Here is a 25,386-nt window from a genome sequence, read left to right as displayed (position 1 = left end):
CCCTACAGGAACAGTTCCATGGGGCGCATGTTGTGCAACAGCACACTGTTGCGGTCGGCCATGGCCATGTCGGCCGGCACGACTTGCGCGTTTGCCGCGAAGTGCTCGATCTGGCGATGCAGGGGCGAACAGGCAAAGCACAGCACGTTGGCGGTTTCCCAGCCTGGGTCTGCGTAGATGACGGCGGGGGGTTGGGTGACCGGATGGTTCATCAGTGCCGCGTTGAGCAGCTCGTCCGCACGATCCGGGGCATGCCAGTACCCGGCAGATGCCGGTGCCAGCAGTTGCGAGGACAGCGCAGCCACCAAGTGCTTGAGCTTCGGCACTTTGCTGCGGGATGCCCGGCGCAGTGCGTCGGCAAGAACCCGCTCGATCACCATCTCCTTGCCGTCGTCCTTCAGACCACACGACCCGACGATCTCCCGGATGAACTGTGTGGCCTGGTCGGTCGTTGGACGGTAGGTGAGCGCCTGGCGAGCGGGTCTGACCAGCTGTCTGTCGATCCAGGTCGAACGCGGCGTCCTGGCGTCTCGCCACCCGGACGCGAGGGACGGATGCAGTGCCAGCAGGTTCTGAATGTGGCCGAAGCTGGCCAGCGTGACGCGGCCGGCGTGTGTATCCAGCGTCTGTTGCAACGCCTTGGGCTCGCTCAGGTTCAGGGTACGCAAGAGCTTGAGAACTTCGCGCAGCGAGTGCCTCGCGGCTTCCGGGCGCGCATGTCGGGTGGGGTCGGCGTGCCACAAATGACCGCCATTCACCAGTTGAATCCGGCATTCCTGATGCCTTGAGCGCGCGTTTCGCTGGTTCAGGCTGGGCAAATGCACCTCGGGCGCGTAGGGGTCGGTCCACAGCATGCTCCCGCCCTCGTGCCACCACCCCGAGTAGAAGGGGTCCGTGGGATCGGGGTTGGGCGCCCACTTGTCCACCGACAGGATGTCGGGACAGAAGGCCTGCGAACGCAATTGCGCCTTCAGCCAGTCGATCTCATCGCGCTGCGCCAATGGGGTCCCGGCGGTGTCGAGCGCCACGCCGACCAGGCGTGCCAGGCCGTCGCCCAGCAGGTGGGCGTTGTCGATGGCCACGCCACGCCCCTCGCCGGAGGGCAACCGCAAGAACAGGCGCAGCCCCCGGGTCACATCGCTGTAGCGGTGATCATCGAGCCGCACTGTGGCGGCTTCGACAAAGCAGCGATGCAGGCCCTGCAAGACATGGTCGAGCGAATCTGGATCGATGCCATCGACCTTGCGGGATGCCAGCCAGGTGCAGACGGCTTGCCAGCATTGGTCAATCAGACGTCTGCCTTGTTCGACATCGATGGCGTTTTGCCATGCCAGCAGCAAGCTGCTGCTGGATTGCGCAACCAGAAAGCCAAGGCAGTGCTCGCACAGCTGGTGGTACCGATCAATCCGTGCGCGCCTGCCCAGTTGTGGTTGACGGCAATCGCCTTGCATGTCGGCTTCGGCCAGCCCCAAGTGGGCCGCAACGATTGCCTCTGCCATCGCCTTCAGCGTCGCGATGCGCGTCCCACCCAGGCCGGTCGTGCCCAGTGCGCTCATTGCTCGGGGTGCCAGGTCTTGCCAATAGTGCGAATCGAACCCTTCGGCAAACTGCAACTCGCACAGCAGCGCCTGAACCGGCTGCAGCTGTGCGAGCTCGCTCGGTCGACCGTTGACGGGGCGCTTCATCAGCTGGCTCGTGTGTTGCGGCACGGTCGGCGTGCGTTCGATGGCGCGGGCTTCGCCGACAGCGGCATCGTGCGCCGCCGCTTCGCCGATGTCGCGGACGAGGTCTTCCAGAAAGTCGCGGGGTGCGAGCTCATGGAGCTGAACGCAACCCACGATCTGCCAGCAGTTGCTGGCCCCCAGGCGTTGCCGCACCGGCAGCAGAAGAGACAGCAGGATTGATCGGGTCCGACACGACCGCTCCTGAGGCGCCGCATCACTGTCCCACCGCATGAACTGTGTGAAGGCCGCTGGCAGGTCCTCGATGTCGGCCACGGCGTCGATGGCGGTGGCCAGGTCGAGCGACGGGTTTGACCACTGCGTCAGCCTTCGCTGCCAAAGCATTTGCAGATCGAACGGAATGGGCGAACACCGGGCCATGTCGGCCAGAAAGCATTGCAAGGCGCTCAGGGCGCTGAGGTCGCATCGGCCGTCCGGTCCGACCAATGCATCGGCGACGATGCGGGCCAGCCGCTTGGGGCGTGTCTCGTCCAGCCACACGCGGTCGTACGCGGAGGCGGCGGACCGATCCGCCTTGAGCAATTCTTCGACGCTCATGTCCAGAACGCGAAGCTGCAGCGATGTCAATGTGCGCTTGATCTGCGGGTCCGGGGCGGCGTCGGGGGAGCGAAGCAGTTCGCCCAGCAGTTCTTCGATGGCGGCGCGCGTGTCGTAATCGCAGGCCCGCTCGGCGAGCCAGCCCAGCGCGTTGATGGCCTCGCTCCATTCGGGCGCCGGCGTGCCCTTCGGGTGGCCTGAACCCCCGCAGGCCGACAGTGCGTCGAACAGTTTCGGATCGAAGCGACCGACAGCCAGGATATCGATCAATCGGGTGAGCGCAGGACTGGATCTGGCGTCGTGGGTTGTCCATCGCATGGACGGTATGACCTTGCGCGGTGAAGCCGAATAGCTGTCGGATCGTCCGCTGAGCAAGCGTGTTTTGTGGTCCGCATGAGCGCCGAGGCGCCTGAGGCTTGTGCTCTTTTCCATCCCTGAGATTCCCTGGTTTGTGTGTGACATCGGCCGCTCCTGGCGGCTTCGGCACATGGGTGGCCTAGGAAAAAAGGATGGTTCCGGGGGTGACCGTTCGCTCAACGAGCGTTTGGCGAAGTGTCAGCTTCGCCGCCACTCTGCCTGCCACAAGGGTCGCAGCGCCATCAGGCCCAGCCAGTGGCCGATGGCCAGGCAGGGCAGCAACGGGACGAGCGATGTCGTGCCCGCCAGATGCACGAGCAACAGGCTGCGTCAGCGGTGCTGATGGCAAAGCCAATGCTGGTGTTGGTCAGCGTCAGCACACGACCCTCCCCTGGAGAGGCGCGTTGCGCGCAGTGAGCGCGCTGAACTGCGGCGAGTCGCCCGCGACGGTGATGCACCGCGTCAACATCCAGGAGTAGAAAACAGCGCAATCGCGCTCATCGCTGCCATGCTGGGTTTTGGCGGTGTTGCCGCAGACGCGGCCGCCAGCGCCAGTGTTGTTTGCTGTGTCCATTGCGATGGCGCAGGGCACTTCTGTCGTGGGTGCATCGAAGCGGTTGAACCCCGCTCGAGAATTCTGCCGTGCCCAACACGTGTCAGAAGTACACACGCGATGATGCCAACAGTCTGACTTGCGTAGTCCCTTCGGGCAGCACCATCTCGTTTGCTTTGAAGTGGTGAAATTTGCCCGTCACGGGTGAAAGGGCAAAGCACAAGGCGCTGATGTTGCTCCAGTTTGGGTCGGCGTACACGATCACCTCGTCGCGAAACTCGCGTTGATTGAGTACCGCTATGCTGAGTTGCTCCGCGACATCATCAGAGCGGGACCACAAGTCCCTGTTTTTGCGACCCTTGAGGTGCTTGCGCAATGCCGACGCGATGTCCGACCACGCATGGTCAGTGCGTTTGATTGGAAGGATGCGATCGCAAAGCTGGGTCTGCATTGCTTTGCCTTGTTGGCTCAGCGGCAAGGCAGTCAGAATTCGGTCCACCAGCTGCCGCGCTTCATCGTCAGCAAAGCGGCGTTTGCGCAACTGACGCATGCGTTTGTCCAGGTGCAGGACAAGCCAATCGGTCGATGCGTCTCGGCCTGCTTCCTCGAGCAGTGGCAGCAGGCTGGAGTGGTGCAGCAGCAGATTCATGGCGTGCCCTGCTCCCCCTTCCAGGATGACCCGCCCGTGGGTCTCCTCGAGTTGTTGCTGCAGCGCGGCGTAGAAGTGCTTGTTCAGTTTGTAGGCGAACAGCAGCAGTTCCGCGCACGAGTTGATGGCTGCTTCGCTCTCTCCCATTGCCAAGCTGCATGAGTACCAGATCAGCTCTTGATTTCCCAGACGCACCGTCATTGGAGCGTGACCCGGGATGCACCGATTCAGTTCGACGGCGGCGTGCCCAGCGTTCGGCATTTTTCCCAGCGAATGGTTCCACGCATAAAACGGATGATCTTTCTTCACGTCCCTTGGAGAAAAGAAGGGCTTCGATACACGCTCGACAAACCCGCTGCTCTGCAACTGCATCGAAACGGCGTTCGCGCAAATCGCCACGGCATCGGCATCAACGCCGGCGATTCGCACATCGTGCGCCAGTTGCATGAGCAGCTTTGCCAGGTGCGCGCCATTGACGACCGCCATACCGCGTCCCCCCATGGCGGGAAGCGGGAGGTAGAGGCGCACGCCACGGCTTCTGGTGGCTAGGTTTTGGGTGTTGTCGAGCCGGAACGTCGCGTCAGCAAGGAAGCGCTGTTTGAGTTCCGCAAGGTAGGCCGTCCATTGGAGTTTGCTCACCTGCTTCGGACGCAACAGGCTTTTGGACAACGCTTTGTCGATTCGCGACCAGCATTCCTCGAGGAAGCTTTGATCAGTCGCATGGGAATGCGTGTGCTGCCACGCCAACAGCAGCAGGTTGTGGGAGTGGGCGACCACGCGATTGATGCATTTCTCCAGCAGGGCGTGGTATTTCTCGACCTGAGCCGAAGGGTTGCGGTTCAGGGGGGAAACCTCCAGCGGTTTCAGTCCCAGGTGGGCCAACAACAAGGCCTTGGTCAGGTCCAACAGCGAACCCACATACCTGCCATCGGCCTTGGTGGACGGGGGAAGGTTCCGGGCGGCTTCCGCGATGAGGTCGAACCAGTATCTGGCGTTGCCTCCGTCGATCTCGCTCAGCAGCAAGGTGATTTCGACTACGACGTCGAAATTCGCCCATTGGGTGGGCCAGGCGTGCTTACGGTATCGCAGCAAGGGTGTGGTGTGCAGCGGCACCTGCGGTGGGGTTACCAGAATCGTTTCGCCCGAGTCTTCTTCGAACGGCATGCCGCCGTGTTTGAACCACGTCTCCAGTGCGTTCAACACCCGCTGCGGCATTTCGCGATGGATGTTGATGTAGGGAGCAATCTGCCAGCAATTGCCCACTTCGTACTGACGTACCGTGCTGAACAGCACGCCCAGCAGCGCCAGGGTGCGTTGGCTGGCGGTGGGGTGGGAGGTGCCGCATTGCAGTGAAAGGAGTGCCGCGGCGTCTTCGTTCACCGGCATTGATTGGGCCAGTGAGTCGATTTGTTGCGCCAAGGCCGGATCGTGCACCAATTGGGTGAGCCGTATCGACCAGAGTTCGTGCGCATCCCTCCCAATGGAGGGGCGAAGGTCTGTCGCCGATTCCAGGAGCTGATGCAGTGCTGACGATGCGTCGAGCGTGATGCCGCCATCGGGGTCGGTCAGCGCGTCGAGAACGACCTGAGTGACGCGCCGCTCGATGTAGGCCTTTCGATCCACCCGCATCAGGAGCGCGCAGTCGGTGGACCGATCGTCATCGGGGTCTTCGATGGCTTGGGTCAGTTGATGGCCAAGCCACTGCTCGACTTTCGCGTCGAGATCCCGAACGAGAATGCCCAGCATGTTCGACTGCGCTGACCGAATCACCGATTCCATGAAGTGCGACACCTCCTGGCCTCGCGCCGCGAGCCAGGCGATGCGCGACAAGACCTCGCTCAAGCCTGGTGGCCCGCCCGGACACTGGTGATCGGCGATTTGGAGTGCCAGCTGCAACTGCGCCTTGCCGGCATCGTGATTTCGAAACGCGGCACTCAAGCGTTGCGCGCCGCGCAGGTTCGCCGCGCTGGAAGGGCGGGCATCGTCGTGTGGCGGCTCTTGGTACGCCGCCTGCGGGTTGATCGGATAAGTGAATGATGACGACGACGAGCGGCTCGATGTTCTTTCCATGTGACCTATGCCATGCAGCGCGGTGTGAGTGATGCCGATGTGTGGCAACTTCCCGCATGCGGTTCCGGCACAAAAGGTCTGGCGATGTGCCCAGCGCGTCTCAACCCGGAGGGGTACGCCCGTCCTCACGCCACAACAGCCGCAATGCCCACAGGCCCAGTACGGGTCCGATGGCCAGCCAGGGCAGCAGCGCGCCCAGCGGCACCGATTCGGCCAGCCGCACGAACAACAGGATGCTCGCAATGCTGATGGCGAAGCCGATGCTGTTGGTCAGCGTGAGCACACTGCCCACTGCCTGGGGCGGCGCGTTGCGCGCGGTGAGTGCGCTGAACTGCGGCGAGTCGCCCGAGACGGTGATGCCCCAGATCACCAGCCATGCAAAGAAGACGGCATCGGGCGCATTCAATGCGAACGGCGCGACCAGGCAGCACAGGCCACTGATGGCCAGTTGCACCCCGGCCACGCGTGCGCTGCCCCAGCGTTGGGCGATCCAGCCACCACCCACGCAACCGATGACGCCCGAGGACAGCACCCAGAAGGCAGCCCACGACAGCGCAGTACCTTGCAGGCGCGTGGCAAGGATGAGCGGCGTCATGACCCACATGGTGTAGAGCTCCCACATGTGGCCGAAGTAGCCGAACACCGAGCTGCGCACGTTGCGGTCGGTCCACAGGGTGCCCAGCGCCCGCCACTGCAGGCTGGCCACCCGGGCCACCGCATGGGGCGGGTCGTCGAGGCCGACATACAGCAACACGCCACCGAGCGCGGCCAGCAAGGCAACGCCCAGCATCAGCGACGGCCAGGGCAGGGCGTCGCCGAGCGCGCGCAGCGCGTGCGCACTGGCCGAACCCAGCACCAGCGCGCCGATCAGCAAGCCCAGCGCCGCGCCCAGGCCCTTGCTGTACCACTGCGCGGCGATCTTCATGCCCACCGGGTAGATGCCGGCCAGAAAGAAGCCGGTGGCCACGCGCCACCACAGCAGTGCGGTGTAGTTGCGCACCATCCACCAGGCCCCCACCGTGCACAGCGCGCCAGCCAGCGCGCACACCAGGAAGACGCGTCTGGGTGAAAAACGGTCGGCGATGGCCAGCAAGGCAAACACCAGCGTGCCGGCGATGAAGCCGAACTGCAGCGCAGACGTCAGCGTACCCACGGCATTGGTGGCCCAACCCAGCTCACGCTGCAGGTCGGGCATGACCGCGTTGACCGCGAACCACAGGGAAGTGCCCGCGAATTGCGCCAGCACGAGCACAGGCAACACGTGGCGGGGGACGGCGGCGTCGGTCATGGGCCGCGAGCATAGGCGCGCGGCCCCGTGCGCGGCAAGCACGCGCGTGTCAGCGAAGGTGCTTCAGATGCCCCGTGCGCGATCGGCGTGAAAGCGCTGGCGGAAGGCGTCGAAGCTGCCGGCGTCCAGCGAGTCGCGCACCTCGCGCATGAGGTTCAGGTAGTAGTGCAGGTTGTGGATGCTGGTGAGCATGGGGCCGAGCATCTCGCCACAGCGGTCCAGGTGGTGCAGGTAGGCGCGGCTGAAGCCGTCGCGGCCGCCATCGGCCCAGCTCACGCCGCTTTGCCCGGCACAGGCGTGGCAGGTACAGGTCTCGTCCAGCGGGCGGTGGTCGGCCTTGTGTTTGGCGTTGCGGATCTTCAGGTCGCCAAAGCGGGTGAACAGCGTGCCGTTGCGCGCGTTGCGCGTGGGCATGACGCAGTCGAACATGTCGACGCCGGCGGCCACGCCTTCGACCAGGTCTTCCGGCGTGCCCACGCCCATCAGGTAGCGCGGCTTGTGCGTGGGCAGGCGGTGCGGCGTGTGCGCCATGATGCGGCGCATCTCGTCCTTGGGTTCGCCCACGCTCACGCCACCCACGGCGTAGCCGGGGAAGTCCATGGCCACCAGCGCGTCCAGCGAGGCCTGGCGCAGGTGCTCGAACATGCCGCCCTGCACGATGCCGAACAGGGCGTTGGGGTTGCGCAGGCGCGCGAATTCGTCTTTGGAGCGCTGCGCCCAGCGCAGGCTCATGGCCATGCTCTTCTCGGCTTCGGCCTCGGTGGTGATGTGGCCGTTGGTCTCGTACGGCGTGCACTCGTCGAGCTGCATCACGATGTCGCTGTTGAGCGTGGTCTGGATCTGCATGCTCACCTCGGGCGACATGAACAGCTTGTCGCCATTGACCGGGCTCGCAAAGTGCACACCTTCTTCGGTGATCTTGCGCATGGCGCCCAGCGACCAGACCTGGAAGCCGCCCGAGTCGGTGAGGATGGGTTTGTGCCACTGCTCGAACGCATGCAGGCCGCCAAAGCTTTGCATGATGTCCAGGCCCGGCCGCATCCAGAGGTGGAAGGTGTTGCCCAGGATGATCTGCGCGCCCATCTCGTGCAGGCTGCGCGGCATCACACCCTTGACCGTGCCGTAGGTGCCCACCGGCATGAAGATGGGCGTCTGCACCACGCCGTGGTTGAGCGTGAGCGTGGCGCGGCGCGCGTGGCTGGTCGGGTCGGTCTTGAGGATCTCAAACTGCAGCATGGTCGGTCCTGGAAAGCAGCATGGCGTCGCCGTAGCTGAAGAAGCGGTAGCGCTGTGCGATGGCGTGCCGGTACAGCGCCATCACCTGGTCGTACCCCGCAAAGGCACTCACCAGCATCATCAGCGTGCTCTTGGGCAGGTGAAAGTTGGTGATCAGCCGGTCGATCACCCGGAAGCGGAAGCCCGGCGTGATGAAGATCTGCGTGTCGCCCTCGGTGCGATCGAACGCGGCCCAGCTCTCCAGCGTGCGAACGGTGGTCGTGCCCACCGCCACCACCCGGCCACCGCGCGCGCGGCAGGCATCGATCGCGGCGATGGTCTCGGCCGGCACGCGGTACCACTCGGCGTGCATGGTGTGCTCGGCGATGGACTCGGTCTTGACCGGCTGGAAGGTGCCGGCGCCCACGTGCAGCGTGACCTCGGCGGTCTCGATGCCGCGTTGGCGCAGCGCGCCCAGCACCGCTTCGTCGAAGTGCAGCGCCGCCGTCGGCGCCGCCACCGCGCCCGGGTGTTTGGCGAACACCGTCTGGTAGCGGCGCTCGTCGTCCTCCGTGTCGCCGTGGGTGATGTAGGGCGGCAGCGGCACATGGCCGTTGGCGGCCATCAGCGCATGAGGCTCATCGCTGAAGCGCAGGCGAAACAGCGCGCCGTGTTCGTCCGGCCAGCGGCCCAGCAGTTCGGCCCGGAAGCCGCCGTCCATATCGAGCACGGCGCCCACGGGGGGCTTTTTGCTGACCTTCATGTGCGCCACCACCTCGTGGCCGGGCAGCACACGCTCGACCAGCAACTCCAGCGCGCCACCCGTGGCCTTGCGCCCGAACAGGCGCGCCTTGATGACCTGTGTGTTGTTGAACACCAGCAGGTCGCCCGGGTCGAGCAGCGCCGGCAGGTCGCGGAACACGCGGTCCACCGCTGTGGCCGCGGTGCCATCGAGCAGGCGCGACCCACTGCGCTCGGGCACGGGGTGCTGGGCAATGAGGTCGGGGGGCAGAGCGAAATCGAAGTCGCTCAGGGTGAAGGCGCGCTGGCCTGTCGGGTCGGTCATGTCGCTTGAGGGCCGGACGGGCCCGTTCCAAGGAAAGGGGGGAAGAAGAGGGTGCGATTGTCCCACGGTCCCCAGGCGCAAGCGGTGAGGCCCGGCGCGGGTGGGTCAGGGCTCGCAGGTATTGCCTGAGGGTAGCTCGGTGACGCTGCCAGAGCGAGCCCGGTTGTAGGCAAGGTATTGCAGCGCGCGATTTTTGGTGTTGGCCATCATGCTTTCGAGCTGCGCGGAGAGGTCGAGTCCGCGCTGGTAGTCCGGTTTGAAGCTGTCACCGATGCACTTCACGCCTGCCATGGATCGGTCCCCCAGCGCTTGCAGCCCGGCCTGATCGTTCAAATTGACCAGTAGCTCGGCCTGCTGAACCCGCGCCACTTGCTGTGCCGCGCGCTTCTGCGCGTCCGTGATCGGCAATGCCGCGATCCAGGCGTCTATGTCGTCGCGGATGCCGTTGTTGTCTTTGTCGGGCCCGCGGATGTCGTCGGAGCGGTCGAGCTGGGGCAGCTTGCCGCTGGCTTCGAGTTGCTGGATCTGTTCGGCCAGGGTGGCGGGGGCGGTGGTGTCTGATTTGCGGCCGCCGCCGCAGGCGGTGAGGGTGGCGCACAAGCTCATGGCGAGGAGGCGCTTGGCCGAATGGGTGGGCAATCGGCGTGAATCCCACTGCGAGGCGATTTCGCGAGAAGGCGTCATGGTTCGCAGGTGTTGCCTGACGGTAGCGTGCCCGAGCTGCCCGACACTGCCCGGTTGTAGGCGAGGTATTGCATGGCGCGATTCTTGGTGTTGGCGGTGTTGGCTTCGATCTGATCGATCAGGTCGTAGCCCATTTGATTGTTCGGCTTGAAGACATCCACCAAACAACTCACGCCCGCCATGGAACGATCGCCTAGCAACTGAAGTGAGGTCTTGTCGGTGAGATTGGCGACAAGTTTGGCTTGCTGAACCCGAGCCATTTGCTGTGCAGCGCGCTTTTGCACGTCCGTGATCGGCAGTGCAGCGATCCAGGCATCTATGTCGTCGCGGATGCCGTTGTTGTCTGTGTCGAGCCCTCGGATGTCGTCAGATCGATCGAGTTTTGGCAGCTTGCCGCTGGCCTCGAGTTGCTGGATCTGTTCGGCCAGGGTGGCGGGGGCGGTGGTGTCTGATTTGCGGCCGCCGCCGCAGGCGGTGAGCAGCAGGGCGGCGACGCAGGCGGCCACGGTTACGGGGCGGGTCAGCAGGTTCGTTGTGGGCACGGGGTTCTCCTTTCAGGGGGCGAGTGCGGCCAGGCTGGCGTTGATCATGCCAATGGTGCGGGCGTAGGCTGCGCGGGTCTTGTCGAGGTAGGTGGGTTCGAAGCCATGGCCGCTCACATCCTTGCGGCTGAGCGGCAGGTTGACGTTGGCGTCGGGCACGCTGTTGATGCCGGACAGGCGCAGGCCGTTGATGACCAGGTCGATGTCGGCCAGCAAGTGCGCGCCGCGCAGCGTGGGTGAGGCGGGGGCCACGTGCACCACCTGCATGGGCACCTGGGGCCGCAGCGCACGCAAGGCGTCGAAAGCGCTGTTGACAAACAGGTTGCCCTGGGAGTGCGCGACCAGCAGCAGCGCCCGGTTCTGGTCGGCGTGCTGTTGCAGGCGCTGCAGGTGATCGGCGCGGTTCTCGTAGGTGGGTGAATCGCTGAACAGGGTGATCAGCTTCAAGGTGTCGCGCGCGAGCTGGTTGATCAGGGCGTTGGCCGTGGCGTCGAGCCACTGCAACAGGGCGTTGCCGCCGTCGCCGAGCAGGCCCAGCAACTGCCCGGTGCCGGAGGCATCGTCCGCGTGGCGCCCGGCCAGGATGTCCCAGAACACCTCCCAGCGGTTGGCGAAGACGCCGCCCAACTCCTGGCTGCGCTGGTCGAACACCTCGGCCACGTCCTCCAGGCATGAGACCTTGCCGTACCAGGCGTCGCCGCAGGCGGTTTGGTTGTAGAACCAGTCGAACTTCAAGAAGGCATATTGAAACCTCTGACCGAACTCGTCTTCTAGCCGCTTCAAACTCTTTTGTGCGGCAGCGTCCGTATTCCCCACCCCATTGAAAAACCCCACCACGATCTCCGTCTGCCAGTGCAAGTCCAGCACGGCGGCGCACACACCGGCGGCGTCGCAGTTGGCACCGATGCGCTGCACCGGGGCTTGCTGGCTGGTTTGCGGCCAGTAGAAGGTCGAGACCGTCAGGCCGTTGCTGTCGGTGATGCCGCGCATTTGCGTGGCGGGCAGGTATTGGCCGGGGTAGCTGGTGTTGAGCAGGCGCCCGGCGGGCAACTGGCCGGCGGGGGGCAGCACCTGCAGCGTCACCACGGTGTCGGGCATGGGGGCGTTGTGGTTGGCCGCGTTGCGCACGGCGGCCTCGATGCGGCGTGGCGAGCCGGGTGTGCCGCTTTGCTCGGCGCCCAGGTCGCGCAGCGTCACCACCGGCTGGCTGTCGCCCACGCACATGGGGGTGTTGGTGGCCGCATCGGTGCGCTCTTGCAAGGGGGCGGCGCAGCCCACGGTGCGCGTGGCGGCCACCGCGATGACGGCCTGCACGGTGCGCGCCGCGGGCTGGCCGGTCGAGGTGTCGGTGCAGTGCAGTTCGTTGCGGTAGCTGCCCACCTGCAGGCTGTCGGGGAAGCCGCTGGCCGTGAAGCGACCGGACGTGGTGTTCTGTGTGGCGTCGGCGCTGATGGTGCCGTCGTCGCACTGCAGGGTCGGCGCGTTCAGGGCCTGGCGGGTGGCCTGGGCCCAGGCGGCCAGCAGGGATTCGGCGGACGGGTGGTCGCGTGCGAGGTCGGCCGTCCAGTTGCCGTAGCTGGCGTAGTAGGCCCAGGGCCCGACGTCGTTGGGGGTCAGGGTGCAGTAGATGCCGCGGGCCACCAGCCCCGAACACGCATCCTGCGCCGCTGCGCCCATCGGCCAAAAGAGGCACAACACACACCACCATGCGGCCACCGGGTGCCGACGCGATTGGCCCTGCATGGGCGTTCTCCCTGATTCTTTGGTACCAGGGCGTGGATGTTATCTGGGATATATGAGTTCTTAAGTGTTATTTGGTTGCCTTCTGGACATCCGTGGGATGTCGGCGGCCCGCTTGCTGACGGTGCGGCGACCGGCGGCCGGAAACAAGCAGAATCGCGACCCATGCCCGAGGCCGCCACCCCGCCCAAGCCCTTGTCCGCCCCCCAGAAGGCGATGCACAAGCTCGGCCTGCGCCGCGACATCGACCTGGCCCTGCACCTGCCGCTGCGCTATGAGGACGAGACCCGCATCGTGGCGCTGCGCGACGCCCGCCCGGGTGAATCGGCGCAGATCGAAGGCGTGGTGACGCACAGCGAGGTGCAGTACCGCGGCCGGCGCCAGTTGCTGGTGACGCTGGACGACGGCAGCGACACCTGCACATTGCGCTTCTTCAGCTTCTACCCCTCGCACCAGAAGACGCTGGCGGTGGGGGCGCGCATCCGTGCGCGTGGCGAACTCAAGGGCGGGTTTGCGGGCTGGACCATGCTGCACCCCGCGTTCAAGCTGGCCGAGGGCGACCTGCCTGCGTCGCTAACGCCGGTGTACCCCACCAGTGCGCAACTGCCGCAGGCCTACCTGCGCAAGGCGGTGGTCGGCGCGCTGTCGCGGGTCGATCTGCACGAGACCTTGCCGCCCGATGCGCTGGCCGCACTGCAGCGGCAAACCCGGGTGAGCCCAAGACTGCGCGATGCCCTGCAGCACCTGCACCACCCGGGGCCCGACGTGTCGCTGGCCGCACTGGACGACCGCAGCCACCCTGCCTGGCAGCGCCTGAAGGCCGAGGAGCTGCTGGCCCAGCAGCTGTCGCAGGCCGTGGCCAAGCGCGAGCGCGACGCGCTGCACGCCCCGGCTTTGCCGCTGCGTCGCGAAGGCCTGCACGAGCAACTGCTGGCCGTGCTGCCGTTCGCCCTGACGGCGGCACAGCGGCGCGTGGGCGAGGAGATCGCCGCCGACCTGGCGCGCACCGTGCCCATGCACCGCTTGCTGCAGGGCGATGTCGGCTCGGGCAAAACGGTGGTGGCGGCACTGGCGGCGGCCATCGCCATCGACGCCGGCTGGCAGTGCGCGCTGATGGCGCCCACCGAAATCCTGGCCGAGCAGCACTTTCGCAAGCTCATCGGCTGGCTGGAGCCATTGCTTGCGCCGCTGGGCAAGCGCGTGGCCTGGCTCACCGGCAGCCAGAAGAAGAAACAGCGCGAGGAGATGCTTGCCTTGATTGCCAGCGGCGAGGCGGCGCTGGTGGTCGGCACCCACGCGGTGATCCAGGACCAGGTGGTGTTTGATCGGCTGGCCCTGGCGCTGATCGACGAGCAGCACCGCTTTGGCGTGGCGCAGCGGCTGGCGCTGCGGGGCAAGTCGCTGGCCCACCTGGAGCCACACCTTTTGATGATGACGGCCACCCCGATCCCGCGCACCCTGGCCATGAGCTACTACGCCGATCTGGACGTCTCCACCATCGACGAGCTGCCGCCCGGTCGCACACCCATCGTCACCAAGGTCATCAGCGACGCGCGCCGCGACGAAGTGGTGGAGCGCATCCGTGCTCAGCTGGCGCAGGGCCGGCAGGTGTACTGGGTGTGCCCGCTGATCGAAGAAAGCGAAGCCCTCGACCTGAGCAACGCCACCGCCACCCATGCCGAGCTGTCGTACGCGCTTCCCGGCGTGATGGTGGGTTTGCTGCACTCACGCATGCCGGTGGCCGAGAAGAAGGCGGTGATGTCGCTGTTCGTCGAAGGGCAGATGGGCGTGCTGGTGTCCACCACCGTCATCGAGGTTGGCGTCGACGTGCCCAATGCCTCGCTCATGGTCATCGAGCACGCCGAACGCTTCGGCCTGAGCCAGTTGCACCAGCTGCGCGGGCGCGTGGGGCGCGGTGCCGCCGCGTCTGCATGCGTGCTGCTCTACAGCGCACCGGAAGGCGGTCGCCTGGGCGAGACCGCACGCGAGCGGCTGCGCGCCATGGTGGAAACGCACGACGGCTTCGAGATCGCGCGCCGCGACCTGGAGATCCGCGGGCCGGGGGAGTTTCTGGGTGCGCGGCAATCGGGCGCGCCGCTGCTGCGCTTTGCCGACCTCGCCACCGACGGCCACCTGCTGGCCTGGGCCCGCGAGACCGCGCCGATCATGCTGACGCAGCACCCCGAACTGGCCGAGCAGCACATCGCGCGGTGGCTGGGCAGCAAGGCCGAATACCTCAAGGCTTGAGACTGGTCCCGGCGAAGCGCAGCGCACCCGCACATTCCGCGCACGCGCCGTGGAACCGGCTTCGCCGGGCCACTGGCGTTGTCCCCCTCAGGGGGAAGACGCGCAGCGGCGCAGGGGGGCACAATAGCCGCCCATGACGCTCACCGAACTCAAGTACATCGTGGCCGTGGCGCGTGAGAGGCACTTCGGCAAAGCCGCCGAGGCCTGTTTCGTGTCGCAGCCGACCTTGTCGGTGGCGATCAAGAAGCTCGAGGAAGAACTCGAGCTCAAGATCTTCGAGCGCAACGCGACCGAGATCGCCGTCACCCCACTGGGCGAAGAGATCGTGCGGCAGGCGCAGACGGTGCTGGAGCAGGCAGCCGCCATCAAGGAGATCGCCAAGCGCGGCAAGGACCCGCTGGCCGGCCCGCTGCGCCTGGGCGTGATCTACACCATTGGCCCCTACCTGCTGCCCGATCTGGTACGCCAGGTCATCGACCGCACGCCCCAGATGCCGCTGATGCTGCAGGAGAACTTCACCACCAAGCTGCTGGAGCAGCTGCGTCTGGGCGAGATCGATTGCGCCATCCTGGCCGAGCCGTTTCCCGACACCAACCTGGCCATCGCGCCGCTGTACGACGAGCCCTTCATGGCGGCGGTGCCGCACAACCACCCGCTGGCGGCCAAGGGGTTCATCACGGCCGACGAGCTCAAGCGCGAGACCATGCTGCTGCTGGGCACCGGCCACTGCTTTCGCGACCACGTGCTCGAGGTCTGCCCCGAATTCGCGCGCTTCTCCAACGACGCCGAGGGCATTCGCAAGAGTTTCGAGGGCTCGTCGCTGGAGACCATCAAGCACATGGTGGCGGCCGGCATGGGCGTGACGCTGGTGCCGCGCCTGTCGGTGCCGCGTTCCGCGCTGGACGGCGGGCCACCCGCCGGGGCCGACCTGGGCGATTCGGCCTATGTGCGTTACCTGCCTTTTGACGGCGACGCCCCCACGCGTCGTGTGGTGCTGGCCTGGCGGCGCAGCTTCACACGCTACGAAGCCGTGGCCGAGCTGCGCAACGCCGTCTACGCCTGCGAGCTGCCTGGCGTGCAGCGCCTGTCATGAACGCGGTGGCGCCTTCGCCGCAGGCGCCGTCGCGCCTCGCCCTCTGGCTGGACCTGATCCGCTGGAACCGCCCGGCCGGCTGGCTGCTGCTGCTGTGGCCCACGCTGTCGGCGCTGTGGGTGGCTGCGGGCGGCTTCCCTGGCTGGCACCTGCTGGTGGTGTTCACGCTGGGCACCATCCTCATGCGCAGCGCGGGTTGCTGCGTCAACGACGTGGCCGACAAGGACTTCGACCGGCACGTCAAACGCACGGCGCAGCGGCCGGTGACCTCGGGCCGGGTGTCCACGCGGGAAGCCCTGGCGGTGGGCGCGGTGCTCGCGCTCGCGGCCTTTGGCCTGGTGCTCACCACCAACGGCCTGACCATCGCGCTGTCGTTCGCGGCATTGGCCATCACGCTGGCCTACCCGTTCGCCAAGCGGGTGGTGTCCATGCCGCAGGCGGTGTTGGGCGTGGCCTTCAGCTTCGGTATCCCGATGGCGTTTGCGGCGGTGCAGGGCGCGGTGCCCCTGCTGGCCTGGGTGCTGATGCTGGGCAATGCCTTCTGGGTATTGGCCTACGACACCGAATACGCCATGGTCGACCGCGACGACGACCTGAAGATCGGCATGAAGACATCGGCCATCACGCTCGGGCGCGCGGATGTGGCCGCCGTGACGGCGTTCTACCTGCTGTACCTCGCGGTCTGGACCGCGGCGCTGTGGGGCCAGGTGCGGCCGGTGGCCTGGGCGGTGATGGGGGTGTTGGCTCTGGCGCAAGTGGCGTGGCACTTCGCGCTGATCCGCGGCCGCACCCGTGAAGGCTGCTTTGCGGCCTTTCGCGCCAACCACTGGCTGGGTTTCACGGTGTTTGCCGGTGTGGTCCTCGGCGTGACCGCGGTGGCCTGACGCGGCCGGCCGGCGCGGGCTGATTGAACAGGGCGCCAACGTGAACAGGCACATCGCCTACGCAATGGCATCGGCGGCGCTGTTCGGCGCGAGCACACCCATGGCCAAGGTGCTGGTGGGTGACATACCGCCGGTGATGCTGGGCGGCTTGCTGTACCTCGGCAGCGGGCTGGGGCTGGGTCTGTTCCGTCTGGTGCGCGACCGTGGCTGGCGGCCATCCGGTCTGCAGCCGGGCGAGTGGCCCTGGCTGCTGGGGGTCGTGGCCGTGGGCGGCTTGCTGGGGCCGGTGGCGCTGATGGTCGGGCTCAGCCAGGTGGCGGGCGCCACGGCCTCGTTGCTGCTGAACCTGGAGGCGGTGCTCACGGCGCTGCTGGCCTGGGTGGTGTTCGGCGAAAGCGCCGATCGCCGCATCGTGCTCGGCATGGTGGCCATCGTGGCCGGTGGCGTGGTGCTTGCGGTGCCCGACGAGGCTGCCGCAACGGCATCGTGGTCCGGGCTGCTGGCGATTGCGCTGGCCTGCCTGTGCTGGGCCATCGACAACAACCTCACGCGCCGCGTGTCGGCATCGGACGCGGTGTTCATTGCCAGCGTCAAAGGGTTGGTGGCGGGCACGGTGAACGTGTCGATCGCGCTTTGGCTGGGTGCCACCATGCCGGGGCCTTCGCTGTTGGCGGCGGCGTCACTGGTGGGGCTGCTGGGCTATGGCGTGAGCCTGGTGCTGTTCGTGCTGGCGCTGCGCGGCCTGGGCACTGCCCGCGCCGGCGCGTACTTCGCCACAGCGCCGTTCGTGGGGGCGGCGGTGGCAATTGTCTTTGTCGGTGAACCCGTCACGCCCGGCTTCTGGCTCGCCGCGGCGTTCATGGCCTGGGGCGTGTGGCTGCATGTGAGCGAAACCCACGCCCACGCACACACCCACGAAGCGATGGGGCACACGCATCGGCACCGGCACGACCTGCACCACCAGCATGCGCATCGGCCCGGCGTGGATGTGCGGGAGCCGCACACGCATTGGCATGAGCACGAAGCGCTGACGCACAAGCACCCGCACTACCCGGACCTTCACCACCGCCACCGCCACCGCCACCGCCATTGAGGCCGCAGGGGGCGGCTGGGCTCAGCCGCCGAACTCGCGCCCCAGTTCCTCCGCGCGCACTTGCGCGGCCTTCAGCGCCGCTTCGAACGAGGCCTTCATTCCGGCCGCGTCCATGGCGGTGATGGCCGCGTAGGTGGTGCCGCCCTTGGACGTGACGCGTTCGCGCAGCACCTGGGGCGCGTCGCCCGAGCGTTGTGCCAGCGTGGACGCGCCGATGAAGGTGCCGATGGCCAGCTGCAGCGCGGTGTCGGCCGGCAGCCCCATGCGGGTGCCGGCGTCGCGCATGGCTTCGAGAAAGTAGAAGACGTAGGCCGGGCCGGAGCCGGAGATGGCGGTCACGGCGTCGAGGTCGCGCTCGGTGTTCACCCAGACCAGTTCGCCGGTGGTGCGCACCACGGTCTCGATCAGGCCGCGGTCCTGCGCGCTGGCGCCGTCGCGCCCGAACAGGCCGGTCATGCCCAGGCCGACCAGGGCGGGGGTGTTGGGCATGGCGCGCACGATGCGCTGCGTGTTCAGCCACGCCGCCATGCTCTCGCTGGTGATGCCGGCGGCCACGCTCAGGTGCAGCGCCTGGCCCAGGAAGGGGCCGGCGGCCAGGGCGGCGTCCTTGAAGGTCTGCGGCTTGACCGCCCAGACCACCAGGTCCGACGGCTGCAGCCGGGCCTCGGCCGCGGCGAACAGGGCGACGCCAGGAAACTGCTGCGCCAGGCGCGCGCGTTGTTCGTCCCAGGGCTCGACGATCTGCAAGGCACCGGCCGGGTGACCCTGGCGCAGCAGGCCGCCGACGATGGCGCTGGCCATGTTGCCGCCGCCGATGAAGGTGATGAGGGGGTGGGTGGGTGCATTCATCGCGCGATTGTCGCGCGCGGCCAGGGGCACCGAGGAACCGGCTTTGCCGGGCCTCTGGTGCCGCCCCCCGATGGGGGGTGACGCGAAGCGGCGCGGGGGGAGGCCGCTATGCCGCAACCGTCTGACGCACCGCGTGCTCCCAGGCGGCCATTTTTTCGGCCGCGTGCGCCGGCGACAGCGTGGGCTGGAAGCGGCGCTCGGCGCGCCACTGCGCGCTGAGCTCTGCGGTGCCCCGGTACACGCCCACGTGCAGGCCCGCGAGGTAGGCCGCACCCAGCGCGGTGGTTTCCACCACGGCGGGCCGCACCACGGGGATGCCCAGCAGGTCGGCCTGGATCTGCATCAACAGGTCGTTCACGCAGGCACCGCCGTCCACGCGCAACTCGCTCACCGGCACACCGCCAGCGGCCACGGCGTCGCGGCTCATGGCCTGCAGCAGCGCAGCGCTCTGGAACGCGATGCTCTCTAGCGCGGCGCGCGCAATGTGCGCAATGGTGGTGCCGCGCGTGAGGCCGGTGATGGTGCCGCGCACGTCGGGCTGCCAGTAGGGCGCGCCCAGGCCGGTGAAGGCCGGCACCAGCACCACGCCACCGGCGTCGGGCACGCTCTCGGCCAGGGTCTGCACCTCGCTGCTCGACGAGATGGCCTTCAGACCGTCGCGCAGCCACTGCACCACCGCGCCGCCAATGAACACGCTGCCTTCGAGCGCGTACTGCGCCGGCCCTGGCGCTTGCGCGCACGAGGTGGTGATGAGCCCGTTCTGGCTGGTCTGGAAGCGCTCGCCGGTGTGCATCAGCATGAAGCAGCCGGTGCCGTAAGTGTTCTTGGCCATGCCGGCCTTGAAACAGGCCTGGCCGAACAGTGCGCTTTGCTGGTCACCGGCCACGCCGCCGATGGGCAGGGCGGTGCCCAACCAGTCGGCGTCGGCACTGCCGAAGTCGGCGCTGGAGGGCAGGGCCTCGGGCAGCAGGCTGCGCGGGATGCGCAGCAGCGCCAACAGCTCGTCGTCCCAGTCGAGCGTGTTGACGTTGAACAGCATGGTGCGCGCGGCGTTGCTGTGGTCGGTGACGTGGCGCGCGCCGCGCGTGAGTTGCCAGATCAGCCAGCTGTCGACGGTGCCGAATGCGAGCTCGCCGCGCTCGGCCTGGGCGCGCGCGCCCTCGACGTTGTCGAGGATCCATTGCAGCTTGGTGCCCGAGAAGTAGGCATCGATGCGCAGCCCGGTCTTGCGCTGGACCAGGCCCTCGTGGCCTTGCTCGCGCAGTTGTGCGCAGGCGGCCTCGGCGCGGCGGTCTTGCCAGACGATGGCGTTGTAGATGGGTTCGCCGGTGCGCCGGTTCCACACCAGGGTGGTTTCGCGCTGGTTGGTGATGCCGATGGTACTCACGCTGTCGGCGCGCAGACCGGCCTTGCCCAGCACCTCTCGCGCGGTGTCGAGCTGCGTGTGCCAGAGCTCGCGCGGGTCGTGCTCCACCCAGCCCGGGCGCGGGTAGATCTGCGGGAATTCGCGCTGGGCCATGGCCACCACACGGCCGTCTCGGTCGAACACGATGCTGCGGGAGCTGGAGGTGCCCTGGTCGAGGGCGAGCAGGTAGGTCATGGCGTCGGGACTGGAATGGATTCGCGCTCGGCAGCCACCACGCATTCCACGTGGCTTTGCTCGAGCAGTTCGGCAAATGGCGATGGTGGCGGCGCGTCGGTGAACAGCACGTCGAGTTCGTCGAGCCGCGCGAGTTCGACCATGGCCGGTCGATTGAACTTGGACTGGTCGGCCGCCAGCCATACCTGGCGCGATTGCGCCACGATGGCGCGCGCCACCTTCACCTCTCGGTAGTCGAAGTCGCGCAGCGTGCCGTCGGCCTCGATGCCGCTGATGCCGATGAGGCCGATGTCGACCTTGAACTGGTGCATGAAGTCCACCGTGGCCTCACCCACGATGCCCTGGTCGGCCGAGCGCACCTGGCCGCCCGCCACGATGACTTCGCAGTCGGGGTTGGCGCTCATGAGCGAGGCGATGTGCAGGTTGTTGGTGATCACCCGCAGCCCGCGGTGGCGCTGCAGCTCGCGTGCCACGGCCTCGATGGTGGTGCCGATGTTCATGATCAGCGAGCAGCCGTTGGGCACCCGCGCCGCCACCGCGCGCGCGATGCGCAGCTTGGCGTCGGCCTGCAAGGCCTGGCGTTGGCGGTAGGCGATGTTCTGTGTGGTGGAGCCTGGCAATCGAACGCCGCCATGAAAGCGCGCCAGCAGGCCCGCCTCGGCCAGGCGCTGCACGTCGCGGCGCACGGTCTGCAGCGTCACGCCGAAGCGCTCGGCCAGCGCTTCGATGGTCTGGGGGCCGTGGGCGCGGACTTCGTCGAGCAGTTCGGTGTGGCGGGGATTCAGGTTCATGGTCGGGCGGCCGTACGAGCGGATACGAACATATCGGAAAACACTGATGGACTTCTAAGGGTATATACCGAACACAAAAAGAAAAGAAACGAACAAAGATTCGCTCAAACGAAAACGCCGCCGGCGCTACCGCCCGGGCGCGCCCATCACCTCCCTATGCAACTGTTGCTGGATCAGATCACGAAGACGGTCGGACCGTCGGTTCACCTGTACCCCATGACCCTGGCGCCGGTGCCCGGTGCCGTCACCGTACTGCTGGGCGCCACCCAGGCGGGCAAGACCAGTCTGATGCGTGCCATGGCCGGCCTGGACACCGTGAGTTCGGGGCGCGTGCTGGTGGACGGCGTGGACGTCACCCACCGCTCGGTTCGCGAGCGCAACGTGGCCATGGTCTATCAGCAGTTCGTCAACTACCCGTCGATGACGGTGGCGCAAAACATCGGCTCGCCGCTGCGTTTGCGCGGCGAGCCCGACATCGATGCCCGCGTGCGCGCGCTCGCCGAGCGGCTCCACATCGACGCCTTTCTGGACCGTCTGCCGGCCGAGCTGTCGGGCGGGCAGCAGCAACGCGTGGCGCTGGCACGCGCGCTGGCCAAGCAGGCACCGCTGATGTTGCTTGATGAGCCCCTGGTGAACCTGGACTACAAGCTGCGCGAGGAACTGCGCGAGGAACTGGCGGCGCTGTTTGCGGGCGGCGAATCGACCGTGGTGTACGCCACCACCGAGCCGGGCGAGGCCTTGCTGCTGGGCGGGCACACAGCTGTGATGGATGCGGGCGAGTTGCTGCAATACGGCCCGACGGCCGAGGTGTTTCATACCCCGAAGAACCTTCGCGTGGCGCGCGCCTTCAGCGACCCGCCCATGAACCTGATGCCGGCGCGCCGCGCCGGTGGCGGTGGCGTGCGCGTGGCCAACGCGGTGGACTGGTCGCTGGCCCTGCCGAACGAGGCGGGGGACGACCTGGTGCTGGGCATTCGCGCCGGTGGCCTGCGCGAACGTACGCAGGCGGGCGACGTGGCGATTGAGGCGCGGGTCGAGCTGGCCGAGATCGCCGGCTCGGACACCTTTGTGCACGTGCACGCCGAGGTGGGTGATCTGGTCGCCCAGCTGGCGGGGGTGCACAAGTTCGATCTGGGTGCGCGCATCACGCTGCATCTCAACCCCGATCACCTGTTCGTCTTCGATGCCGCCGGCCCGCTGGTGCGCGCGCCGCTGAGCCGACAAGGAGCGCGCTGATGGCCCTGATCGAACTTGACCTGGCGCACGCCTACCGGCCCAACCCGCAGTCGGACGACGACTACGCGTTGCTGCCGCTGCAGATGGTGTTTCGTGATGGCGGTGCCTATGCCTTGCTGGGCCCGTCCGGCTGCGGCAAGACGACCATGCTCAACCTCATCTCGGGTCTGCTTGCGCCGTCGCAGGGCACGGTGCGTTTTGACGGGCGTGACGTGACGCGCCAGACGCCGCAGCAGCGCAACATCGCCCAGGTGTTCCAGTTTCCGGTGATCTACGACACCATGACCGTGGCGCAGAACCTGGCGTTTCCGCTGCGCAACCGCAAGGTGCCCGAGGCCGAGATCCGCCAGCGCGTGGGGCGCATCGCCGAGATGCTGGAGCTCAACGGCCAACTCGACGACCGTGCGGCCGGCCTGAGCGCCGACCAGAAGCAGAAGATCTCGCTCGGCCGCGGCCTGGTGCGGCCCGACGTGTCGGCCGTGCTGTTTGACGAGCCGCTGACCGTGATCGACCCGCACCTGAAGTGGCAGCTGCGGCGCAAGCTCAAGCAGATCCACCATGAGCTCAAGCTCACGCTCATCTACGTGACGCACGACCAGGTGGAGGCGCTGACCTTTGCCGACGAAGTGGTGGTGATGTCGCGTGGCCGCGCGGTGCAAAAAGGGGCGGCCGAAGACCTGTTCGAGCGCCCGGCGCACACCTTCGTGGGCCATTTCATCGGCTCGCCGGGCATGAACTTTCTGCCGGCCACCGCGGTGCGCGGCGGCGTGCTGGTCAACGAGCAGCCGCTGGCGCTGACCGATGGCCGCCAGTTGCCGGACGGGCCGCTGAAGCTGGGCATTCGCCCCGAGTATCTGGGCCTGGGCCAGGCCGGTGACGGGCGCTCGCTGCCAGCGCGTGCGCTGCGGGTGCAGGACATCGGTACCTATGTGCTGCTCACCTGCGACCTGGGTGGGCACACGCTCAAGAGCCGTTTGCCGATCGAAGCCGGCGTTCCCGCGGTGGGCGACACTGTGCTGCTGCGCCTGCTGGACGAGCACACCTGCTTCTACCGAGATGATCAACTGGTGCAAGCATGAGCACGACCCTCAAACCCGTGAACCAGAAGGCCTGGTGGCTGGTGCTGCCGGTGATCCTGTGTGTGGCCTTCTCGGCCGTGCTGCCGCTGATGACGGTGGTGAACTACTCGGTGCAGGACATCATCTCGCCGCAGCGGCGCGTGTTCGTCGGCACTGAATGGTTTGCCATGGTGATGCGCGACACCGAGCTGCACCTGGCGCTGTGGCGGCAGATCCAGTTCTCGCTGGCGGTGCTGTTGGTGGAGATTCCGCTGGGCATCGCGCTGGCGCTGTCCATGCCGGCCAAAGGCTGGCGCTCGTCGGTGGTGTTGGTGATCGTGGCCTTGTCGCTGCTGATTCCCTGGAACGTGGTGGGCACGATCTGGCAGATCTTCGGGCGCAGCGACATTGGCTTGCTGGGCTATGCGCTGGAGCGCATGGGCATCGAGTACAGCTACACCGGCAACCCGAGCCACGCGTGGTGGACGGTGCTGATCATGGACGTGTGGCACTGGACGCCGCTGGTGGCGCTGCTGGCCTATGCCGGTCTGCGCAGCATTCCCGACGCGTACTACCAGGCGGCCAGCATCGATGGCGCGAGCAAGTGGGCGGTGTTCCGCTACATCCAGCTGCCCAAGATGCGGGGCGTGCTGATGATCGCGGTGCTGCTGCGCTTCATGGACAGCTTCATGATTTACACCGAGCCCTTCGTACTCACCGGTGGCGGGCCCGGCAACGCCACCACCTTCCTATCGCAGTACCTCACCACCAAGGCGGTCGGCCAGTTCGACCTCGGTCCAGCGGCGGCCTTCTCCTTGATCTACTTCTTCATCATCCTGTTGTTCTGCTTCGTGCTCTACAACTGGATGCAGAGCCTGGGCACGTCGCAGAAGGAACACGGCCATGAATGAGCGTCGCTTTCGCAAACGCAGCCTGTTCCTCATCGCCTACCTGGTGTTCGCCCTGCTGCCCATCTACTGGATGGTCAACATGAGCTTCAAGACGAACGAGGAGATTCTGTCCTCGTTCACCCTGTGGCCGGCCACGTTCACGTGGGCCAACTACCGCACCATCTTCACCGACGCATCGTGGTACTCGGGCTACATCAACAGCCTGATCTATGTGGGCATCAACACGGTGATCTCGCTCACCGTGGCGCTGCCCGCGGCCTACGCGTTCTCGCGCTACCGCTTTCTGGGCGACAAGCATGTGTTCTTCTGGTTGCTCACCAACCGCATGACGCCACCGGCGGTGTTCCTGCTGCCGTTTTTTCAGCTCTACACGACCATGGGCCTGATGGACACGCACATTGCGGTGGCCATGGCGCACCTGTTGTTCAACGTGCCGCTGGCGGTGTGGATTCTCGAAGGCTTCATGAGCGGCATTCCGCGCGAAATCGACGAGACCGCCTACATCGACGGCTACAGCTTCCCGCGCTTCTTCTTCACGATCTTTCTGCCGCTGATCAAGGCCGGCGTGGGCGTCGCGGCTTTCTTCTGCTTCATGTTCAGCTGGGTGGAGCTGTTGCTGGCGCGCACGCTCACCAGCGTGAACGCCAAGCCCATCGTGGCCACCATGACGCGCACGGTGAGTGCCTCCGGCATGGACTGGGCCACGCTGGCGGCAGCGGGTGTGCTGACCATCGTGCCGGGTGCCATCGTCATCTGGTTCGTGCGCCACTACATCGCCAAAGGCTTCGCCATGGGGAGGGTCTGACATGTTCGACTGGATGGTCTGGACCACGCCGGTGGCGGTCTTCTTCAGCTGCATCCTGCTCATGCTCATTGGCATGACGGTGTGGGAGATCCGCCAGCCCACCACGGAGCGCAAAGGCTTTCTGCCCATGAAGACCACGCGCGGCGACCGCTTGTTCATTGGCCTGCTGGGCGCGGCCTACATCAACCTGGCGTTCGTCGGCGCGGCCGGCTGGATCGCCGAGCGCCTGACGATGGAGCAGGAGCCTTCGGTGTGGGTCAGCTTCGTGGTCTCCATGGTCTGGATGGCCTGGGTGATGCGAAAGGGTTGAGGCAATGGTGCCGAGCTGAACTTGTTTCTGTGCGACCGGCCCGCCGCTTCCCCGGTGCCGCGTCGA

20 protein-coding genes are annotated in these 25,386 nt (G+C 66.7%); 9 read left to right on the top strand and 11 right to left on the bottom strand.

From position 1 onward, the window contains the following. Positions 1–2 precede the first annotated feature (2 nt). From KF871_RS06045 to KF871_RS06010, 8 genes are all read right to left on the bottom strand, one after another. A complete protein-coding gene (locus KF871_RS06045; protein ID WP_291139650.1) occupies positions 3–2,597 on the bottom strand; it encodes a hypothetical protein in 2,595 nt (864 codons plus the stop codon). Between the two features lie 695 nt (positions 2,598–3,292). After that, the gene (locus KF871_RS06040; protein WP_291139647.1) at positions 3,293–5,908 is read right to left on the bottom strand and encodes a hypothetical protein; all 2,616 of its coding nucleotides are present in this window, start codon (positions 5,906–5,908) and stop codon (positions 3,293–3,295) included. Between the two features lie 100 nt (positions 5,909–6,008). Next, positions 6,009–7,196, bottom strand: coding sequence for a nitrate/nitrite transporter (locus KF871_RS06035; RefSeq protein ID WP_291139644.1), 1,188 nt, complete (start codon positions 7,194–7,196; stop codon positions 6,009–6,011). 63 nt (positions 7,197–7,259) lie between these two features. Continuing rightward, positions 7,260–8,432 carry a tRNA guanosine(34) transglycosylase Tgt gene (gene tgt / locus KF871_RS06030; RefSeq protein WP_291139641.1) on the bottom strand — a complete coding sequence of 391 codons (1,173 nt, stop codon included), beginning with the start codon at positions 8,430–8,432 and terminating at the stop codon, positions 7,260–7,262. Further along, entirely contained in the window at positions 8,419–9,477 is a 1,059-nt protein-coding gene (gene queA / locus KF871_RS06025; RefSeq protein ID WP_291139638.1) for a tRNA preQ1(34) S-adenosylmethionine ribosyltransferase-isomerase QueA, read from the bottom strand. The genes tgt and queA overlap by 14 nt, the downstream gene beginning before the upstream one ends. A gap of 105 nt (positions 9,478–9,582) precedes the next feature. Beyond that, positions 9,583–10,161 (bottom strand): hypothetical protein, encoded by a 579-nt coding sequence (locus KF871_RS06020; protein ID WP_291139635.1) that lies wholly within the window; start codon positions 10,159–10,161, stop codon positions 9,583–9,585. Next, complete coding sequence (locus tag KF871_RS06015) at positions 10,158–10,703, bottom strand: hypothetical protein (protein WP_291139632.1); 546 nt, start codon at positions 10,701–10,703, stop codon at positions 10,158–10,160. Before KF871_RS06015 ends, KF871_RS06020 begins: the two co-directional genes overlap by 4 nt. 12 nt (positions 10,704–10,715) lie before the next feature. Beyond that, a complete protein-coding gene (locus KF871_RS06010; protein WP_291139629.1) occupies positions 10,716–12,446 on the bottom strand; it encodes a hypothetical protein in 1,731 nt (576 codons plus the stop codon). A 162-nt stretch (positions 12,447–12,608) separates the two neighbouring features. Here KF871_RS06010 and recG point away from each other — a divergent pair, with 162 nt between their 5' ends. From recG to KF871_RS05990, 4 genes are all read left to right on the top strand, one after another. Beyond that, positions 12,609–14,690: an ATP-dependent DNA helicase RecG gene (gene recG, locus KF871_RS06005; protein WP_291139626.1), complete on the top strand. Its 2,082-nt coding sequence runs from the start codon at positions 12,609–12,611 to the stop codon at positions 14,688–14,690. Positions 14,691–14,823: 133 nt separating this feature from the next. After that, entirely contained in the window at positions 14,824–15,783 is a 960-nt protein-coding gene (locus KF871_RS06000) for a hydrogen peroxide-inducible genes activator (protein ID WP_291139623.1), read from the top strand. Further along, complete coding sequence (gene ubiA / locus KF871_RS05995) at positions 15,780–16,667, top strand: 4-hydroxybenzoate octaprenyltransferase (RefSeq protein ID WP_291139620.1); 888 nt, start codon at positions 15,780–15,782, stop codon at positions 16,665–16,667. Before KF871_RS06000 ends, ubiA begins: the two co-directional genes overlap by 4 nt. A gap of 40 nt (positions 16,668–16,707) precedes the next feature. Continuing rightward, positions 16,708–17,760, top strand: a complete 1,053-nt coding sequence (locus KF871_RS05990) for a DMT family transporter (RefSeq protein WP_291139617.1) — start codon at positions 16,708–16,710, stop codon at positions 17,758–17,760. A 21-nt stretch (positions 17,761–17,781) separates the two neighbouring features. Here the strand turns inward: KF871_RS05990 and proC are convergent, their stop codons facing one another. The 3 genes from proC to KF871_RS05975 all read right to left on the bottom strand — a co-directional run bounded on the left by proC (position 17,782) and on the right by KF871_RS05975 (position 21,000). After that, positions 17,782–18,609, bottom strand: coding sequence for a pyrroline-5-carboxylate reductase (gene proC / locus KF871_RS05985; RefSeq protein ID WP_291139614.1), 828 nt, complete (start codon positions 18,607–18,609; stop codon positions 17,782–17,784). Between the two features lie 106 nt (positions 18,610–18,715). Beyond that, positions 18,716–20,209: a glycerol kinase GlpK gene (gene glpK / locus KF871_RS05980; RefSeq protein ID WP_291139611.1), complete on the bottom strand. Its 1,494-nt coding sequence runs from the start codon at positions 20,207–20,209 to the stop codon at positions 18,716–18,718. Further along, the gene (locus KF871_RS05975; RefSeq protein WP_291139609.1) at positions 20,206–21,000 is read right to left on the bottom strand and encodes a DeoR/GlpR family DNA-binding transcription regulator; all 795 of its coding nucleotides are present in this window, start codon (positions 20,998–21,000) and stop codon (positions 20,206–20,208) included. Before KF871_RS05975 ends, glpK begins: the two co-directional genes overlap by 4 nt. A gap of 156 nt (positions 21,001–21,156) precedes the next feature. On the opposite strand from KF871_RS05975, the gene KF871_RS05970 reads away from it, so the two are divergent. The 5 genes from KF871_RS05970 to KF871_RS05950 are packed head-to-tail and all read left to right on the top strand — an operon-like array spanning position 21,157 to position 25,320. Continuing rightward, the gene (locus tag KF871_RS05970) at positions 21,157–22,236 is read left to right on the top strand and encodes an ABC transporter ATP-binding protein (protein ID WP_291139606.1); all 1,080 of its coding nucleotides are present in this window, start codon (positions 21,157–21,159) and stop codon (positions 22,234–22,236) included. Beyond that, positions 22,236–23,315, top strand: a complete 1,080-nt coding sequence (locus KF871_RS05965; RefSeq protein ID WP_291139603.1) for an ABC transporter ATP-binding protein — start codon at positions 22,236–22,238, stop codon at positions 23,313–23,315. The genes KF871_RS05970 and KF871_RS05965 overlap by 1 nt, the downstream gene beginning before the upstream one ends. Then, positions 23,312–24,205: a carbohydrate ABC transporter permease gene (locus KF871_RS05960; RefSeq protein ID WP_291139600.1), complete on the top strand. Its 894-nt coding sequence runs from the start codon at positions 23,312–23,314 to the stop codon at positions 24,203–24,205. The genes KF871_RS05965 and KF871_RS05960 overlap by 4 nt, the downstream gene beginning before the upstream one ends. Continuing rightward, on the top strand, positions 24,198–25,010 hold the full coding sequence (locus KF871_RS05955; RefSeq protein ID WP_291139597.1) for a carbohydrate ABC transporter permease: 813 nt from the start codon (positions 24,198–24,200) through the stop codon (positions 25,008–25,010). Before KF871_RS05960 ends, KF871_RS05955 begins: the two co-directional genes overlap by 8 nt. Position 25,011: 1 nt before the next feature. After that, positions 25,012–25,320, top strand: a complete 309-nt coding sequence (locus KF871_RS05950) for a DUF2160 domain-containing protein (RefSeq protein ID WP_291139593.1) — start codon at positions 25,012–25,014, stop codon at positions 25,318–25,320. The last annotated feature ends 66 nt before the right edge of the window (positions 25,321–25,386 follow it).

It is taken from the genome of Hydrogenophaga sp. (assembly GCF_019635465.1).
Classification (GTDB): domain Bacteria; phylum Pseudomonadota; class Gammaproteobacteria; order Burkholderiales; family Burkholderiaceae_C; genus Hydrogenophaga.
This window is presented reverse-complemented; position numbering and strand designations above follow the sequence as displayed.

Excerpts from the sequence above, each read along its gene's own strand:
- glpK (WP_291139611.1), bottom strand. The coding sequence starts at position 20,209 with ATGACCTACCTGCTCGCCCTCGACCAGGGCACCTCCAGCTCCCGCAGC.
- KF871_RS06045 (WP_291139650.1), bottom strand. The coding sequence starts at position 2,597 with ATGCGATGGACAACCCACGACGCCAGATCCAGTCCTGCGCTCACCCGA.
- KF871_RS06000 (WP_291139623.1), top strand. The coding sequence starts at position 14,824 with ATGACGCTCACCGAACTCAAGTACATCGTGGCCGTGGCGCGTGAGAGG.
- KF871_RS06010 (WP_291139629.1), bottom strand. The coding sequence starts at position 12,446 with ATGCAGGGCCAATCGCGTCGGCACCCGGTGGCCGCATGGTGGTGTGTG.
- KF871_RS06040 (WP_291139647.1), bottom strand. The coding sequence starts at position 5,908 with ATGGAAAGAACATCGAGCCGCTCGTCGTCGTCATCATTCACTTATCCG.
- KF871_RS05960 (WP_291139600.1), top strand. The coding sequence starts at position 23,312 with ATGAGCACGACCCTCAAACCCGTGAACCAGAAGGCCTGGTGGCTGGTG.
- recG (WP_291139626.1), top strand. The coding sequence starts at position 12,609 with ATGCCCGAGGCCGCCACCCCGCCCAAGCCCTTGTCCGCCCCCCAGAAG.
- proC (WP_291139614.1), bottom strand. The coding sequence starts at position 18,609 with ATGAATGCACCCACCCACCCCCTCATCACCTTCATCGGCGGCGGCAAC.
- KF871_RS05950 (WP_291139593.1), top strand. The coding sequence starts at position 25,012 with ATGTTCGACTGGATGGTCTGGACCACGCCGGTGGCGGTCTTCTTCAGC.
- KF871_RS05955 (WP_291139597.1), top strand. The coding sequence starts at position 24,198 with ATGAATGAGCGTCGCTTTCGCAAACGCAGCCTGTTCCTCATCGCCTAC.
- KF871_RS05975 (WP_291139609.1), bottom strand. The coding sequence starts at position 21,000 with ATGAACCTGAATCCCCGCCACACCGAACTGCTCGACGAAGTCCGCGCC.
- KF871_RS06020 (WP_291139635.1), bottom strand. The coding sequence starts at position 10,161 with ATGACGCCTTCTCGCGAAATCGCCTCGCAGTGGGATTCACGCCGATTG.
- tgt (WP_291139641.1), bottom strand. The coding sequence starts at position 8,432 with ATGCTGCAGTTTGAGATCCTCAAGACCGACCCGACCAGCCACGCGCGC.
- ubiA (WP_291139620.1), top strand. The coding sequence starts at position 15,780 with ATGAACGCGGTGGCGCCTTCGCCGCAGGCGCCGTCGCGCCTCGCCCTC.
- KF871_RS05965 (WP_291139603.1), top strand. The coding sequence starts at position 22,236 with ATGGCCCTGATCGAACTTGACCTGGCGCACGCCTACCGGCCCAACCCG.
- queA (WP_291139638.1), bottom strand. The coding sequence starts at position 9,477 with ATGACCGACCCGACAGGCCAGCGCGCCTTCACCCTGAGCGACTTCGAT.
- KF871_RS05970 (WP_291139606.1), top strand. The coding sequence starts at position 21,157 with ATGCAACTGTTGCTGGATCAGATCACGAAGACGGTCGGACCGTCGGTT.
- KF871_RS06035 (WP_291139644.1), bottom strand. The coding sequence starts at position 7,196 with ATGACCGACGCCGCCGTCCCCCGCCACGTGTTGCCTGTGCTCGTGCTG.